Raw genomic sequence first — 13,947 nt, forward strand, 5'->3', positions numbered from 1 at the left:
CTCGTTCCCCGGTCCTTGGAGGCCATGGTCAGGCCGCGGCGCGGTATCGGGCCAGCAAACGTCGCGGTTTGCGTGGGGCGACGTTGGCCAGACTCAGGTCGCCGCCGTAATGCGCGGCGACTTTGGGGTCCATCACCACACGCCACAGCGGCGGGATGGCTGCCAGCAGGATCATCGTGGCGTATCCGGCGGGCAGCTGTGGTGCCTCGCTGGTGCTGCGCAGGGTCTGGTAGCGACGGCCGGGGTTGGCGTGGTGGTCGCTGTGACGCTGCAGATGGAACAGGAAGATGTTGGTGACCAGGCGATCGGAGTTCCAGCTGTCGCGTGGGGAGCAGCGTTCCCAGCGGCCGTTGGGCTTGCGGGCGCGCAGCAGACCGTAGTGCTCGACGTAGTTGACGGTCTCGAGCAGCGCGGCGCCGATCGCGGCCTGCAGGATCAGCCACGGCAGGATCTCCAGGCCGAAGGCGACCAGCAGCGAACCGAACAGCACCACCGTCATCGCCCACGCCTGCAGGATGTTGTTACGCGGGCTCCACCAGCCACGACCCTGTCTGGCCAGGCGAGCACGTTCGAGTTCGAGCGCGGAACGGAAACCGCCGAACACGCTGCGCGGCAAGAACTCCCACAGCGATTCGCCCAGTCGCGCGCTGGCCGGATCCTCGGGCGTGGCGACGCGGGCGTGGTGGCCGCGATTGTGCTCGACGAAGAAGTGACCGTAGGCCGACTGGGCGAGCGCGATCTTCGACAGCAATTTTTCAGCACGCTCGACGCGATGGCCCAATTCGTGGGCGGCGTTGATGCCGATGCCGCTGACGAAGCCGACCGTGGCGGCCAGACCGAGCTTGTCGACGAGGTCCAGATCGCTGCCCGCCCACATGAAGCAGGCGATGGTGAGGCCGATCAGCTGGATCGGCAGGAACAGATAGGTGCACCAGCGGTAGTACTTGTCGGCCGAGAGTGCCTCGTAGTCCTCGTCGCGGGGATTGTTGCCGTCCTCACCGACGATCCAGTCCAGAACGGGAATGGCGATCAACACGATGACCGGGCCGATCCACCAGAAGACTTCGGCACCGGTGCGGTACACGAGCTGGGAAGGCAACAGCGCACACGCCGGAGCGATCAACCCTAGAGCCCAGAGATACCGTTTGGGATCACGAAAACCCCCCGGTTTGCCAACCGTTTGCACACCCGCTCCGCTGTAAAAAGACCAATCGTCGACCGATGTGAATACTGACAGACCGCAGACGCGTTACACAGCGGCAGATCCGCAAACGTGGCGATGGTTACACCCTGGCGAATCAGAGCACATCAGCGCGAATCGTGACTATTGTCACCGACTGGGGTGCGGACACCTCGCACCTGCACGATCGCCTCCACATAGGGACTGAGCAGGGCGCTCATCTCGGCGGGAGCATCACGTTCGGGCACCGGCGGATTCGGGATGTAGCTCAGCGCGATCCGCACCAGGGCGTGCGCGAACACGTCGGCCTCCTCGTCGCTCGCGTCGACCCAACTGTGCTGAACCACATGTGCCAGCCGCGCGGTGGCGTGTTCGAGCAATGGTCCCGCGTCGAGGGTGATCAGGCGCAGCAGGTCCGGCTTCATCTCCCCCGCCAGCAGCGAGCGCACCAGCGGGTCGGCCGCGGCGGCGAGGAAGAAGCCGGACATGCCGACCCGGATGGCGGCGCGAGCGTCGCCGACATTGGCGTCGAGCGCCTCGCGCACATGGTCGACGAGTTCGTCGGCCAGGCGCAGCGCGTAGGCCTGGGAAAGGCCGGAGCGAGAACCGAACTCGTTGTAGAGGGTCTGCCTGCTCACTCCGGCCCGCGCCGCGACGTCACCGAGGGTGATCTTGGACCAATCCCGCTCGGTGAGCAGTTCGCGCATCCCGTCCAGGACCGAGGTGCGCAACAACTCGCGCACGGCCTCCTGATACGGGATGCGCGCACCCGTGCGCGGCGCGATACTCACGAACGTTCGATCTCGACCATGAAGAAGTCGGCCTTGGCGGCGCCGCAGTCCGGGCAGCTCCAGTCGTCGGGAATGTCGTCCCAGCGGGTACCGGGGGCGATGCCGTCATCGGGCCAGCCCTCGGCCTCGTCGTATTCGAAACCGCACTGAATACACTGGTAGAGCTTGTATTCGGTCACTGGGAAACTCCTACCGCCTCGAAGTCGATCTTTTCCCGCACACCGCAGTCCGGACAACACCAGTCGTCGGGCACCGCCGCCCACCGTGTGCCTGCCGGAAATCCCTCGCGCGGGGCTCCTCGCGTTTCGTCGTAGACATAATCACAGACCGGGCACTTGTAGGAACTCATGGCCGGACCTCCGTCCCGTACCGCGCCAGCACCTTCTCCCGACGCTTGGGTTCGATGTTGGCGCGGGTGACGTCGCCGTCGTAGTGGGCGAGCACGCGCTTGTCCATCACCTTGCGCCAGATCGGCGGGAAGTAGGCGATCAGGATCATGCTGGCGTAGCCGCTCGGCAGATTCGGCGCACCGTCCCAACTGCGCAGGGTCTGATAGCGCCGCGTCGGGTACGCGTGGTGGTCGCTGTGTCGCTGCAGGTGGTACAGGAAGATGTTGGTGACGATGTGGTCGCTGTTCCAGCTGTGCTGGGGCGCGGGCCGCTCATAGCGTCCACTCTTGGTCTTCTGCCGCACCAGGCCGTAGTGCTCGAGGTAGTTCACCGACTCGAGCAGGCTGAAGCCGATGATGGCCTGCAGGATCAGATACGGCAGCACCTCGATGCCGAAGACCGCGATCAGGCCGAGCCACAGCACCACCGACATCGCCCAGGCGTTGAGCACATCATTGCGCAGCGTCCACGGACTCTTGTCCAGTCGGCCGAGGCGTTCTTTCTCCAGATGCCACGCCGAGCGGAAGCTGCCCCACACGGTGCGCGGCCAGAACGCCCAGAAGGTCTCACCGATGCGGGCGCTGGCCGGGTCCTCCGGGGTGGCGACGCGGACGTGGTGGCCGCGGTTGTGCTCGATGTAGAAGTGCCCGTAGAACGACTGGGCCAGCGCGATGCGGGCGAGCCAGCGCTCCATCTCGACCTTCTTGTGGCCGAGCTCGTGCGCGGTGTTGATGCCGATGCCGCCGATCATGCCGACGCTGATCGCGATGCCGATCTTGTCGACCAGGCTCGCCCCGCCGGAGAAGCCGAGCCAGTGCAGGTTCGGCGCGGTGATGATGTAGCAGGCGAAGATCAGCGACGCGTACTGGAACGGCAAGTACAGGTAGGTGAGGTAGCGGTAGTACTTGTCGTTCTCCAGGTACTCCATCACTTCGTCCGGCGGATTGTCGCCGTCCGGGCCGAAGAACAGGTCGGCCATCGGGATCACCAGGTAGACCAGGACCGGCCCCAGCCAGAACGGCACGTGGGCCAGGCCGTGCCAGCCGAGTTGGTTCAGACCCCAGATCAGCGGGATCGCGATCGTGAACAGGCCGGTCGGGGCGAACAGGCCCCACAGCCACAGATAACGCTTGGCATCACGCCACTGCGGCGGCGCCACCCGCTGCTCGGACGCGTTGGCATCGGTCGACATCGTCGTCTCCATCCTGAGGCACATCTCACATCTGTGATGTGCGTAACTCTCTGTCACAGACGATAGAGCCCGATTTGTCCGGCGTCTAGACAAATTAGGAAATTTGTAAAGACGCAACGGTCAGATAACGAAACGGCGGTCGTGCCCATCGGGGCACGACCGCCGTAGTTGCAGGTCAAAGACCTGTTCAGCAGAAGTTACGCGCGCAGCGCGACATCGGCGCCAGGTGGTAGCCCGGCCACCGGCCACCACCGCAGATCGGTCGACTCGGCACTGCGCACCGGCACCGCCTCGGGCGGCGCGACCAGCTCGAACAGCAGGTCGAGGTGCCGTGTCGGCAGTCCGAGCGAGCAGGTGATCGGATGCGCCTGGGCGCCGTAGAGACCGGGCGTCAGGCGCAGGTCCGCGATCCCCGATTCCTCGGTCGCCTCGCGCAGGGCGGCACCGGCCACCGTCTCGTCGCCGGGCTCGCAGTGGCCGCCGAGCTGGATCCAGCGACCCACCCGCGGATGCAGGGTCAGCAGCACTTCGCTGCGGTCGTGGGAGAACACGATCGCCGAGGCCGTGATGTGCCCGGGCGCGTGTTCACGCAGACAGCCGCGCGGCGCCGAACCGAGGAACGCCAGCATCGCCTCGCGCAGTGAGCGATCCGCGCGCTCCTCGGGCCGCCAATCGGTGAGCAGTTCCGTCGCCGAGGCGTGCAGGGATTCCGCGCTCATCGGACGGCCTCCCCTACCGGCCGCCACGTGACGCGGCCGGCCGCGACGAGCACCGAGTTCACAGCTCGACCAGTCCGGCCCCCGGCTCGCCGAGGGTGCGCGGGGCGGGCTCGTCGAGCGGGTGGCCGATCGCAATGGCGCCCAGGGGCATCCAGTCGTCGTCGAGGTCGAGTACCTCGCGGGTCACCTCCGGAGCGAAGATCGTCGAGCCGATCCAGCAGCTGCCGAGACCGTCGGCGGCCAGCGCCACCAGCAGCCCCTGCACCGCCGCGCCGACCGCCACGGTGAACATCGTCTGCTCGGCACCCTGGCGGCGCGCGTCGGGATAGTCGTGCGCGCCGTCGGGGACACAGAACGGGATGATCATCTCCGGCGCGTCGAACAGGATGCGCCCGCGCGCGATTCGGCGCTCCACCCGCTCGGGGTCGAGCCCGTCGGCGGTCAGATCGGCGCGCCACTGCTCGGCCATGGCGGTGAGCAACCCGGCGCGCAACGCCGGCTCGCGCACCCAGACGAAGCGCACCGGCCGGGTGTGATGCGGCGCGGGTGCGGTGAGGCCGGCGGCGACGGCGGCTCTGATCCGCTCCGGATCGACCGGCTCGGCGGAGAAGGCACGGACCGAACGGCGCAGCGGCACAGCCTCTTTGCGTCCCCGTTCGATCGCCTCGGCGGTGCCCAGCCAGAACAGGTCGTCGACCCCGCCGCGCAGCAACGCCGCCGCGGTGGACCCGTCGTCCTCGGTCGCCAGCCCGCGGACCACGGCCACCGGGACGCCGCCGAGCTTGCCCTTCACCAGATCGGCGGCAGCGGCGAGTTCGTCGGCGACGGCCACCTGGGTGACGTGTAGTTCGTTGCCCTGTCCATCGACCGCGCCCGCGTAGTCGTGCAGCACGCGCAGCCCGGCCGAGCCGATGGCCGCGTCGATCTGGCCGTTGCGCCAGGCCCGGCCCATGGTGTCGGTGATGACCACAGCCACCTCGACCCCGAGCCGTTGGGCCAGCGCGGTCCGCAGGGCTTTGGCACTGCCGTCGGGATCGGTGGGCAGCAGCACCAATTCACCCTCGGCCACATTGGAGCCGTCGACGCCGGAAGCGGCCTGCACGATGCCGAGCCGGTTCTCGGTGATCAGGGTGCGCCCCTTGCGCGCCAGCACCCGTACCGCCTCCTCATCGACCAGCTTGCGCCGGGCGGCGTCGCGCTCGTCGGGATCGGTCGGCGCGGCGACGATGCGTCCCTCTGCCTTGGACACGATCTTGCTGGTGATTACGACGACATCGCCGTCGGCGAGCCAAGGCGCCCGCGCGGCAAGATGTTCGGCGAGATCGTCGCCGGGACGGAACTCCGGCAGACCGGTGACCGGCAGGATCCGCAGTTCGGTGGCGGCGTGGTCGGGCAGCACACTCATACCTTGACTCCCGCCAGTTCCAGTGCGGCACGGGCCATTTCGGCTGTGGCTTCAGGGTCGGTCATGAGCAGCGGAACACTGCGCACCTCGACGCCGGGCACGTCGGCGGTGTCGGTGGAATGCACCAGCCAGCCGTCGAGGATGCCGGTGGCCGAGCGGGCACCGTAGTGGCGGCCGATCGCCTCGGCGGTGGACTCGACGCCGATCACCGACAGGCACTCATCGGCCATGCCGCGCAACGGCTTTCCGTCGATCACCGGGGACAGCCCGATCACCTTGGCGTCGGTGGTGCGCAGCGCGCCCCTGATCCCGGGGACGGAGAGGATCGCGCCGATGCTCACAACGGGGTTCGACGGGGCGAGCAACACCGCGTCAGCGGACGCTATGATATCGGTCACATTCGGGGCGGGAGAGGCTTGTTCGGCGCCGATCGAGGCGAATCCGTGGGTCGGGAGCGCCGCGCGGTACCGCACCCACCACTCCTGGAAGTGGATCGCGCGACGTTCGCCAGCATTGTCGGGATCGCTGACCACGACGTGGGTTTCGCAGCGATCGTCGGTCGCCGGGATCAGCCGCACGCCCGGCTGCCACCGATTGCACAGCGCTTCGGTGACCGCCGAGAGCGGGTATCCGGCGTTGAGCATCTCGGTGCGAATGAGGTGGGTGGCGATGTCGCGATCGCCCAGGCCGAACCAATCGGGCTGGGCGTTGTATTTCGCCAGCTCCTCTTTCGCGTGCCAGGTCTCGTTGCGGTGACCCCAGCCGCGCTCGGTGTCGATGCCGCCACCGAGGGTGTACATGCAGGTGTCGAGGTCGGGACAGATCCGGAGGCCGTGCATCCAGACGTCGTCACCGACGTTGACGATCGCGGAGATGTCGGCGTCGGGCAGCAGCTGCCGGACGCCCTGGAGGAAGCGGGCACCGCCCACGCCGCCGACCAGAACGGCGATCTCGGGCTCGCGCGCCGCGTGTTGTGCAGTCACAGGGTCACAGCCTATGCGGTGGCCGCTACCACTCGGTGCCCCGGCGAAGTTCAGCAAAGTAGCTGGTCATTTGCCACAACGGATAACAAGATCAACACGAAAGGCGGGTGTGGAGTGTAACGGAAGGGTGACGGCGGGTTGACCACCGGCAAGTGCGGCGTGTCTAATCACAGACATGTCATTCCGGTCACCGCGAAAAGGCATGACGCGGGGGCGTTTGCGAGCGGGTGTTGGCTCGCCGGAAGGCAGGCTCGGGGAAGCCCGCGAGACTACGTCGCGGTGTTGGGCCGTCGGGGTTCGAGTTGGTCCGACGGAAAGAATCATTCTGCGCTAACACATGAGTGAGGAGGCGGAACGATGACCGATGACATGGTCTCGCCGACCGATTCCACAGCAGGCGCAGCTCACGCTGTCTGCGCTGAAACGAGCTGGCCGGAACCGGACGTGGTAAGCGAAGTCGCGGCCCCCCGGCTGAGTCTGGTCGTGACGGGCTTCGACGAGATGTTCGAGTCCATCGAGGAACAGTGGCAAGAGCGCGCACTGTGCGCTCAGACAGACCCCGAGGCGTTCTTCCCCGAGAAGGGCGGCTCGACTCGTGAGGCGAAGCGAATCTGCTTGGGCTGTGAAGTACGCGATCAGTGCCTGGAATACGCACTGGCGCATGATGAACGTTTCGGTATCTGGGGCGGTCTCTCGGAACGAGAGCGTCGCAGGCTGAAGCGCGGAATCGGTTAAGTGACTGTTCGAAAGTAGACTCTCCAGGCCTGGCCCGGAGCCACGCAGGCGCAGTACGTCGGTGTCTCCGGGCGAACGCCCTTTTCAGACGGTGCAGGCGAGAGAGCGGAGAAGTCCCATGGCCCGATCCCGGCGTCATCCCCCGGCACCCACCGCACGCTCGGTGACCCGCCGAGGCCGAGGTGTTCGTGGCCCCATGCTCCCGCCGACGGTGCCCGCGTGGCGCACCAGGGGGCAGAAATTCGACCGGCTGGTGCTCGAGGCCTTCGCACCGCTGGACACCCGCTGGCACGACCGGCTCACCAAGCTCGACATCGCCGTCGACGACGTGCCGAAAATCCGTCCACTGCATCCCGATTCGGTCACCTGGCCGGACGAGGTGGTCGCCGACGGACCGGTGCCGCTGTCGCGACTGATTCCCGCCGGTGTCGACTCCCGTGGCGCGGCCACCCGGGCCAGGGTGGTGCTGTTCCGCAAGCCACTCGAATTGCGCGCCGCCGATCCCGACGATCTGGTGGAACTGTTGCGCGAAGTGCTCGTGCAACAGATCGCGACCTATCTCGGCGTCGACCCGGACCTGATCGATCCAGAACCCGAATAGGCGAAACCTCCGCATCCGCTCCGGCCATGCGCGGTTTAGGGAACGCTGCCGCGACTGCGCCACTTGGGCGAAACCTCCGCATCCGCTCCGGCCATGCGCGGTTTAGGGAACGCTTTCGCGACTGTGTCCACTTTGGGGCGTGTCCGTATCCACTTTTACCGGCTGGAGGGTTAATCTCGACGTCGTGATCCCCATGCGTCGTTGCTGCCGACCCGGCTGCAAGAACCCGGCTGTAGCGACGCTGACGTATGTGTACTCCGATTCGACCGCCGTCGTCGGACCACTGGCCACCGTCGCCGAACCACATTCCTGGGATCTGTGCGAAACCCACGCCTGCCGCATCACCGCCCCCAAAGGCTGGGAACTGGTGCGCCACGAAGGCGGCTTCTCCTCCAGCACACCCGACGACGACGATCTGACCGCCCTGGCCGAAGCCGTCCGTGAGGCCGGCCTGCGCCGCCGCCCCGGCGACCCGGACCAGCCCGGCTACCGCGACACCGCCCCCGCGGCCCCACGCACCACTCGCACCGGCCGCCGCGGCCACCTACGAGTCCTCCCCGACCCGTAAGCAATCCCGCCTCTCCGCGACTTCAGGCCAGACCAGTCGGGACCTCGACAGTACGTACAGGTCCTACCTGTCGAGCGCACAGCTGGGAGGCGGCCGCTGAGTTACCCATGTACTCCCGAAATCAGTGGGTAACGTCGACTACCTGGCGGGTGCCTCGTCACCACCGAGCGACCGCGCCGTTTAGGGTAGAGCCATGACGACTGTCGCGCGCTCCAGCGAACTCGTGAACGCCGTGATCAAGGCCTATGACGTCCGCGGAGTGGTGGGCGAACAGATCGACGCGGGGTTCGTCGAAGACGTCGGCGCCTCCTTCGCCCGGTTGATGCGCGCCGAAGGCGCGACCCAGGTCGTGATCGGGCACGACATGCGCGAGTCCTCCCCCGCCCTGTCGCGGGCCTTCGCCGAAGGAGTGCAGGGGCAGGGCCTCGATGTGGTGCACATCGGGCTGGCTTCCACCGATCAGCTCTACTTCGCCTCCGGCCGGCTCGGCTGCCCCGGCGCCATGTTCACCGCCAGCCACAACCCGGCCCGCTACAACGGCATCAAGCTGTGCCGGGCCAACGCGCTGCCGGTCGGGCAGGACACCGGACTGGCCACCATCGCCGCCGAGGTCGTCGACGGCGTGCCCGCCTACGACGGCGCACCGGGCACCACGACCACCACCGATCTGCTCGACGACTACGCGAGCTTCCTGCGCGAGCTGGTGCCCCTCGACCAGATCCGGCCGCTGACCATCGCGGTCGACGCGGGCAACGGCATGGGCGGGCACACGGTGCCCGCCGTGCTCGGCGCGCTCGGCCCGATCACCATCGTGCCGCTGTACTTCGAACTCGACGGCTCGTTCCCCAACCACGAGGCCAACCCGCTGGACCCGAAGAACCTGGTCGACCTGCAGGCGCTGGTCCGTTCCAGCGGGGCCGACATCGGCCTGGCCTTCGACGGCGACGCCGACCGCTGCTTCGTCGTCGACGAGCGCGGCGAGCCGGTCTCGCCCTCCGCGATCACCGCGCTGGTGGCCCAGCGCGAGCTGGCCAAGGAGCCGGGCGCGACCGTCATCCACAACCTGATCACCTCGCGAGCGGTGCCCGAACTGGTCGAGGAGCTGGGCGGCAAGCCGGTACGCACCCGAGTCGGGCACTCGTTCATCAAGCAGGAGATGGCCTCGACCGGCGCGGTGTTCGGTGGCGAGCACTCCGCGCACTACTACTTCCGCGCCTTCTGGGGTGCCGACTCGGGCATGCTGGCCGCGCTGCACGTGCTGGCCGCCCTCGGTGAGGGTCAGCGGCCGGTCTCGGAGCTGATGGCCGCCTACGACGTCTACGCGGCCTCCGGCGAGATCAACTCCACCGTCGCCGACGCCGCCGAGCGCACCGCGGCCGTGCTCGCCGCCTTCGCCGACCGCACGGAGTCGGTGGACCGTCTCGACGGCGTGACCGTCGATCTCGGCGACCACGCCTGGTTCAACCTGCGTGCCTCCAATACCGAACCACTGCTTCGGCTCAACGTCGAAGCCGGATCGCAGGCCGACGTAAACGCACTCGTGACCGAGATCCTGAGCATCGTCCGCGCCTGACTGGGAAAATGAAACCAGTACAGGTGCGACCACATGTCCCAGACCAACCAAACGGCTCTGTCCGATACCGAGATCCTGAGCATCGTCCGCGCCTGACTGGGAAAATGAAACCAGTACAGGTGCGACCACATGTCCCAGACCAAGCAGACGGCTCTGTTCGATTTCGAGATCGTGGGCATCGGCCGCGTCTGGCTGGAATAGTGGAATCACAGACCTTGTATTCGCCGACGGCTCGGCGCACGACACAGCGCGATGAGGGGAGGTGGAATCGGCGATGATCGCTGGAACACCGGTATTCGACCTCGACGATGCCGCGTCGCTGGAGGCCGCCGACACCGGCGGCGCCTTACGCTCGGCCGCATCCGGCGGGGCCCAGGTGCGGGCGACGGCGGCCGCGGTCGCGGAGACCTCGCTCACCGAACGACTCGCCGAGCTGCGCCCGCGCAGTCTCGTGCTGGTCACCGGCTCGGGCCGGGCGACACGCGCGGCCGGACTCCTCGTCGCCACCCTGGGCGATCGGGCCGGGCTGCCGATCGTGCCGGTCAGCTCGCTGCCGCCCTGGGTCGGCCCGCTGGACGTGGTCCTGGTCGCCGGGGACGACGCGGGCGATCCCCGCCTGATCGATGCCGTCGATCGTGCGCTGCGCCGCAGTGCCGAAGTGGTGATCGCGGCGCCGAACGAAGGCCCACTGCGTGCGGTCGCGGCCGGTCGGGCGATCGTGCTCGAACCGAGGGTGCCGGTCCTCGACCACAACCGGCTGCTGCGATTCCTCGCCGTGGGCATCGCGGTGCTGCGCGGCATCGACGCCCAGCGCAGCGGACCCGCTACCCCCGACCTCACCGCGCTGGCCGACATGCTCGACGCCGAGGCGCTGCGCGACGGCCCGCACAACGAGGTCTTCCACAACCCGGCCAAGACCCTGGCCGCGCGGATGCACGGGGTCGGCGTCGTGCTGGCCGGTGACTCCCCGGCCGCGGTCGAACTGGCCGGGCACGGCACCGAGGTGCTGTTGCAGTCGGCGGGCAGGCTGGCCTCGGCCGCCGATCTGGCCGACGTGGTCGCCGCGGTCGGTCGCCTGACCGCGGCCGCGGGCGGCAGCGCGCCGGGTTTCGATCCGCTGTTCCACGACGAGGAACTCGACGGCCCCGCGCCGGTCGACCGGGTGCGGGTCCTGGCGCTGAGCGTGCACCCCGATCAGGCCGCCGCCCGGCGCAAGCTGGCGGTGTTCGAGGGCACGGGCGCCGGACTGGTCGATGCCGATCTGGTGCACGCCGATGTCGATGTGCTGCGGTCCCAGCTCGACGAGCCGGGCTCCGCACCGAGCACCGAGAGCGCGACCGCCGGCTCGGCGGCGGGGGGCGGCCATGGCAGCGAGCTCGAGCAGCTGGCCGTACTGGCCGTGCGCCTCGACATGGCCGCGGCCTATCTCCGACTGACCGGTGCGCGCGGTACGGCCGCGCCCGAGCCGGATCGATACCACGACGGGGGACGCTACTAGTGCAGGAACTCGTTGGTGCGCTGCGTTCTTACGCATGGGGATCGCGCACCGCGCTCGCTCAGCTGTGCGGCAGGCCGGTGCCCTCGGCCCATCCCGAGGCCGAACTCTGGTTCGGAGCGCACCCGGCCGATCCCGCGCACATCAAGACCAACGGCAACACCCGCTCGTTGCTCGCGGTGCTCGATGCCGATCCGGTCCACGAACTCGGGCCGGTCGCCGAGGCCTTCGGTGACCGGCTGCCGTTCCTGCTCAAGATCCTGGCCGCCGAGGAACCGCTGTCGCTGCAGGCCCATCCCAGTTCGGCGCAGGCACGGGCCGGTTTCGAGCGGGAGAACCGCACCGGGGTGCCGTTGGACTCGCCGCTGCGCAACTACCGCGACGACAGCCACAAGCCGGAGCTGGTCGTCGCGCTCGAACGGTTCGAGGCGCTGGCCGGGTTCCGCGATCCGCACCGCACCGTCGACCTGCTGCGCGCGCTGAACGTCCCCGGGCTCAATGTCTACGCCGAACTGCTTGCCGCTCAGCCCGATTCGGCGGGTCTGCGGACGCTGTTCACCACCTGGATCACGCTGCCGCCCGCCGCGCTGTCGGCGCTGCTGCCCACCGTGCTCGAAGGGTGTGTGCGCTACCTGTCCGGGAAGGGCGCACGCGAGTTCACCGCCGAGGTTCGCACCGCACTCGAGCTGGCCGAGGTCTATCCCGGCGACGCGGGCGTGCTGGCCGCGCTGCTGCTCAACCGGCTGACCCTCGAACCCGGGCAGGCGCTGTTCCTGGCAGCCGGAAATCTGCACGCCTACCTGCGCGGGGTCGGCGTGGAGATCATGGCCAACTCCGACAACGTGCTGCGTGGTGGGCTCACCCCCAAGCACGTCGACGTGCCGGAACTGCTGCGGGTGCTCGACTTCGAACCCATCGACCTGCCGATCATCGAACCCGAGCCGGGCGGGGACGGTGGCGTCCGGTACCGCACGCCCGCACCGGAGTTCGCGCTGTGCCGGTTCGATCTGCCCGCCGGCGCCGAACCGGTGGTACTGGCCGATGCCGGGCCCGGGATCGTGTTGTGCACCGAGGGCACGGTCGAGCTGTTCCAGAACGGGCGCGTGCTCACCGTCGAGCGGGGTGGTGCGGCCTGGATCTCCGCGGCCGACACCGATATCCGCGCTCGCGCGATCCGTGGGGCCGCGCAGTTGTTCAGCGCGTGCGTCGGTAATCACCACTGAACCCGGACCAGGCTGTTGCCGCACGAGCGTATCCGCCGCCGCGGACGAGACAGCGGCTGGTGCCGCCGCGGTTCGGGCGACACGATGAGTGGGTCGGCGGTGCGTCCGGGGACTGGCGGTAGCGTGCCCGGGTATGGCCGCCGAAGGTGGAGACAGCAGGATCGCGATCCTCGCCGCGCTCGGGGCGAACGCGGGGATCATGGTCGCGAAGTTCCTCGGCGCGTTCATCACGGGCTCGTCGTCGATGCTGGCCGAGGCGGTGCACTCGGTGGCCGACACCGGCAACGAGGCGCTGCTGTTGGTCGGGCGCAAGGGCGCCGAGCAGCGGCCGGACACGCTGCATCCGTTCGGGTACTCGCGCAACCGCTACTTCTACTCCTTCGTCGTGGCGCTGGTGCTGTTCACGATGGGCTGCCTGTTCGCCGTGAACGAGGCGATCCACAAGATCCGCTTCCCGGAGGAGATCTCCTCCCCCGCGGTCGCCTTCGTCATCCTCGGCGTGTCGATGGTGTTGGAGGCGGCCAGTTTCCGCACCGCGCGCAAGCAGTCGGCGCCGTTGAAGGGCAAGCATTCCTGGTGGCATTTCATCCGCAACACCCGTAATCCCGAACTGCCGGTGGTGTTGCTCGAGGACGCGGGCGCGCTGACCGGCCTGGTGTTCGCACTCGGCGGAGTGAGTCTGACGGTGCTCACCGGCAACGCGGTCTGGGACGGCATCGGCACCCTGCTCATCGGCCTGTTGCTCGGGGTGAACGCCATCGTGCTGATCATCGAGACCAAGAGCCTGCTGATCGGCGAGGGCGCAACAGCCAAGGAGGGCACCGCGATTCACGCCGCGCTGCTCGCCGACCCGCGCATCCTGCGCGTCATCCGCGTCCAGACCCAGTACCTCGGCCCCGAGGACCTGCTGGTCAACGCCAAGATCGCCATGCGCCCCGGTCTGGACATCGCCGAGGTCGGCGAGGCCATCGACGCTGCCGACTCCCGCATCCGCGCCGCTGCCCCCAACGCCTGCACGGTCTACCTCGAACCAGACGTATTCCAGGATCTGGACAGCTGATCACCAGGCTGCGGTGGCGTTCGCCTCTCGGGG

The 13,947-nt window shown here is 68.2% G+C and carries 15 protein-coding genes; 7 read left to right on the forward strand and 8 right to left on the reverse strand.

The annotated features are described in order from the left end of the window. Window positions 1-28: 28 nt before the first annotated feature. The 8 genes from BOX37_RS24990 to cofD all read right to left on the reverse strand — a co-directional run bounded on the left by BOX37_RS24990 (window position 29) and on the right by cofD (window position 6,659). The gene (locus tag BOX37_RS24990; RefSeq protein ID WP_071929762.1) at window positions 29-1,186 is read right to left on the reverse strand and encodes an alkane 1-monooxygenase; all 1,158 of its coding nucleotides are present in this window, start codon (window positions 1,184-1,186) and stop codon (window positions 29-31) included. 122 nt (window positions 1,187-1,308) lie between these two features. Further along, window positions 1,309-1,887 (reverse strand): TetR/AcrR family transcriptional regulator, encoded by a 579-nt coding sequence (locus BOX37_RS24995; protein WP_338039870.1) that lies wholly within the window; start codon window positions 1,885-1,887, stop codon window positions 1,309-1,311. Between the two features lie 80 nt (window positions 1,888-1,967). Next, window positions 1,968-2,150 (reverse strand): rubredoxin, encoded by a 183-nt coding sequence (locus BOX37_RS25000; RefSeq protein WP_071929764.1) that lies wholly within the window; start codon window positions 2,148-2,150, stop codon window positions 1,968-1,970. Then, entirely contained in the window at window positions 2,147-2,320 is a 174-nt protein-coding gene (locus BOX37_RS25005; protein WP_071929765.1) for a rubredoxin, read from the reverse strand. Before BOX37_RS25005 ends, BOX37_RS25000 begins: the two co-directional genes overlap by 4 nt. Next, a complete protein-coding gene (locus tag BOX37_RS25010) occupies window positions 2,317-3,552 on the reverse strand; it encodes an alkane 1-monooxygenase (RefSeq protein ID WP_071929766.1) in 1,236 nt (411 codons plus the stop codon). Before BOX37_RS25010 ends, BOX37_RS25005 begins: the two co-directional genes overlap by 4 nt. A gap of 197 nt (window positions 3,553-3,749) precedes the next feature. Beyond that, on the reverse strand, window positions 3,750-4,271 hold the full coding sequence (locus BOX37_RS25015) for an NUDIX hydrolase (protein WP_071929767.1): 522 nt from the start codon (window positions 4,269-4,271) through the stop codon (window positions 3,750-3,752). 58 nt (window positions 4,272-4,329) lie between these two features. After that, on the reverse strand, window positions 4,330-5,676 hold the full coding sequence (locus BOX37_RS25020) for a coenzyme F420-0:L-glutamate ligase (protein WP_071929768.1): 1,347 nt from the start codon (window positions 5,674-5,676) through the stop codon (window positions 4,330-4,332). After that, window positions 5,673-6,659 carry a 2-phospho-L-lactate transferase gene (cofD, locus tag BOX37_RS25025; RefSeq protein ID WP_071929769.1) on the reverse strand — a complete coding sequence of 329 codons (987 nt, stop codon included), beginning with the start codon at window positions 6,657-6,659 and terminating at the stop codon, window positions 5,673-5,675. The genes BOX37_RS25020 and cofD overlap by 4 nt, the downstream gene beginning before the upstream one ends. A gap of 501 nt (window positions 6,660-7,160) precedes the next feature. On the opposite strand from cofD, the gene BOX37_RS34330 reads away from it, so the two are divergent. The 7 genes from BOX37_RS34330 (at window position 7,161) to BOX37_RS25060 (ending at window position 13,914) form a co-directional block, all read left to right on the forward strand. Beyond that, window positions 7,161-7,394, forward strand: a complete 234-nt coding sequence (locus tag BOX37_RS34330) for a WhiB family transcriptional regulator (protein ID WP_133733920.1) — start codon at window positions 7,161-7,163, stop codon at window positions 7,392-7,394. Between the two features lie 118 nt (window positions 7,395-7,512). Continuing rightward, on the forward strand, window positions 7,513-7,995 hold the full coding sequence (locus BOX37_RS25035; RefSeq protein ID WP_206045713.1) for a metallopeptidase family protein: 483 nt from the start codon (window positions 7,513-7,515) through the stop codon (window positions 7,993-7,995). Between the two features lie 193 nt (window positions 7,996-8,188). Next, window positions 8,189-8,563, forward strand: coding sequence for a DUF3499 domain-containing protein (locus BOX37_RS25040; RefSeq protein ID WP_071929771.1), 375 nt, complete (start codon window positions 8,189-8,191; stop codon window positions 8,561-8,563). Between the two features lie 193 nt (window positions 8,564-8,756). Beyond that, the gene (locus BOX37_RS25045) at window positions 8,757-10,136 is read left to right on the forward strand and encodes a phosphomannomutase/phosphoglucomutase (protein ID WP_071929772.1); all 1,380 of its coding nucleotides are present in this window, start codon (window positions 8,757-8,759) and stop codon (window positions 10,134-10,136) included. 274 nt (window positions 10,137-10,410) lie between these two features. After that, entirely contained in the window at window positions 10,411-11,634 is a 1,224-nt protein-coding gene (locus BOX37_RS25050) for a tobH protein (protein WP_071931861.1), read from the forward strand. Then, the gene (manA, locus tag BOX37_RS25055; protein ID WP_071929773.1) at window positions 11,634-12,854 is read left to right on the forward strand and encodes a mannose-6-phosphate isomerase, class I; all 1,221 of its coding nucleotides are present in this window, start codon (window positions 11,634-11,636) and stop codon (window positions 12,852-12,854) included. The genes BOX37_RS25050 and manA overlap by 1 nt, the downstream gene beginning before the upstream one ends. A gap of 133 nt (window positions 12,855-12,987) precedes the next feature. After that, window positions 12,988-13,914 carry a cation diffusion facilitator family transporter gene (locus tag BOX37_RS25060; RefSeq protein ID WP_071929774.1) on the forward strand — a complete coding sequence of 309 codons (927 nt, stop codon included), beginning with the start codon at window positions 12,988-12,990 and terminating at the stop codon, window positions 13,912-13,914. Window positions 13,915-13,947: the final 33 nt, after the last annotated feature.

This window comes from Nocardia mangyaensis, assembly GCF_001886715.1.
In the GTDB taxonomy this organism is placed as follows: domain Bacteria; phylum Actinomycetota; class Actinomycetes; order Mycobacteriales; family Mycobacteriaceae; genus Nocardia; species Nocardia mangyaensis.

Bases quoted from the DNA above. Each gene is read 5' to 3' on its own strand.
- BOX37_RS24995 (WP_338039870.1), bottom strand. From the start codon at position 1,887: ATGCGCGAACTGCTCACCGAGCGGGATTGGTCCAAGATCACCCTCGGT.
- BOX37_RS25005 (WP_071929765.1), bottom strand. From the start codon at position 2,320: ATGAGTTCCTACAAGTGCCCGGTCTGTGATTATGTCTACGACGAAACG.
- BOX37_RS25010 (WP_071929766.1), bottom strand. From the start codon at position 3,552: ATGTCGACCGATGCCAACGCGTCCGAGCAGCGGGTGGCGCCGCCGCAG.
- BOX37_RS25015 (WP_071929767.1), bottom strand. From the start codon at position 4,271: ATGAGCGCGGAATCCCTGCACGCCTCGGCGACGGAACTGCTCACCGAT.
- BOX37_RS25020 (WP_071929768.1), bottom strand. From the start codon at position 5,676: ATGAGTGTGCTGCCCGACCACGCCGCCACCGAACTGCGGATCCTGCCG.
- BOX37_RS34330 (WP_133733920.1), top strand. From the start codon at position 7,161: ATGTTCGAGTCCATCGAGGAACAGTGGCAAGAGCGCGCACTGTGCGCT.
- BOX37_RS25035 (WP_206045713.1), top strand. From the start codon at position 7,513: ATGGCCCGATCCCGGCGTCATCCCCCGGCACCCACCGCACGCTCGGTG.
- BOX37_RS25040 (WP_071929771.1), top strand. From the start codon at position 8,189: ATGCGTCGTTGCTGCCGACCCGGCTGCAAGAACCCGGCTGTAGCGACG.
- BOX37_RS25045 (WP_071929772.1), top strand. From the start codon at position 8,757: ATGACGACTGTCGCGCGCTCCAGCGAACTCGTGAACGCCGTGATCAAG.
- BOX37_RS25050 (WP_071931861.1), top strand. From the start codon at position 10,411: ATGATCGCTGGAACACCGGTATTCGACCTCGACGATGCCGCGTCGCTG.
- BOX37_RS25060 (WP_071929774.1), top strand. From the start codon at position 12,988: ATGGCCGCCGAAGGTGGAGACAGCAGGATCGCGATCCTCGCCGCGCTC.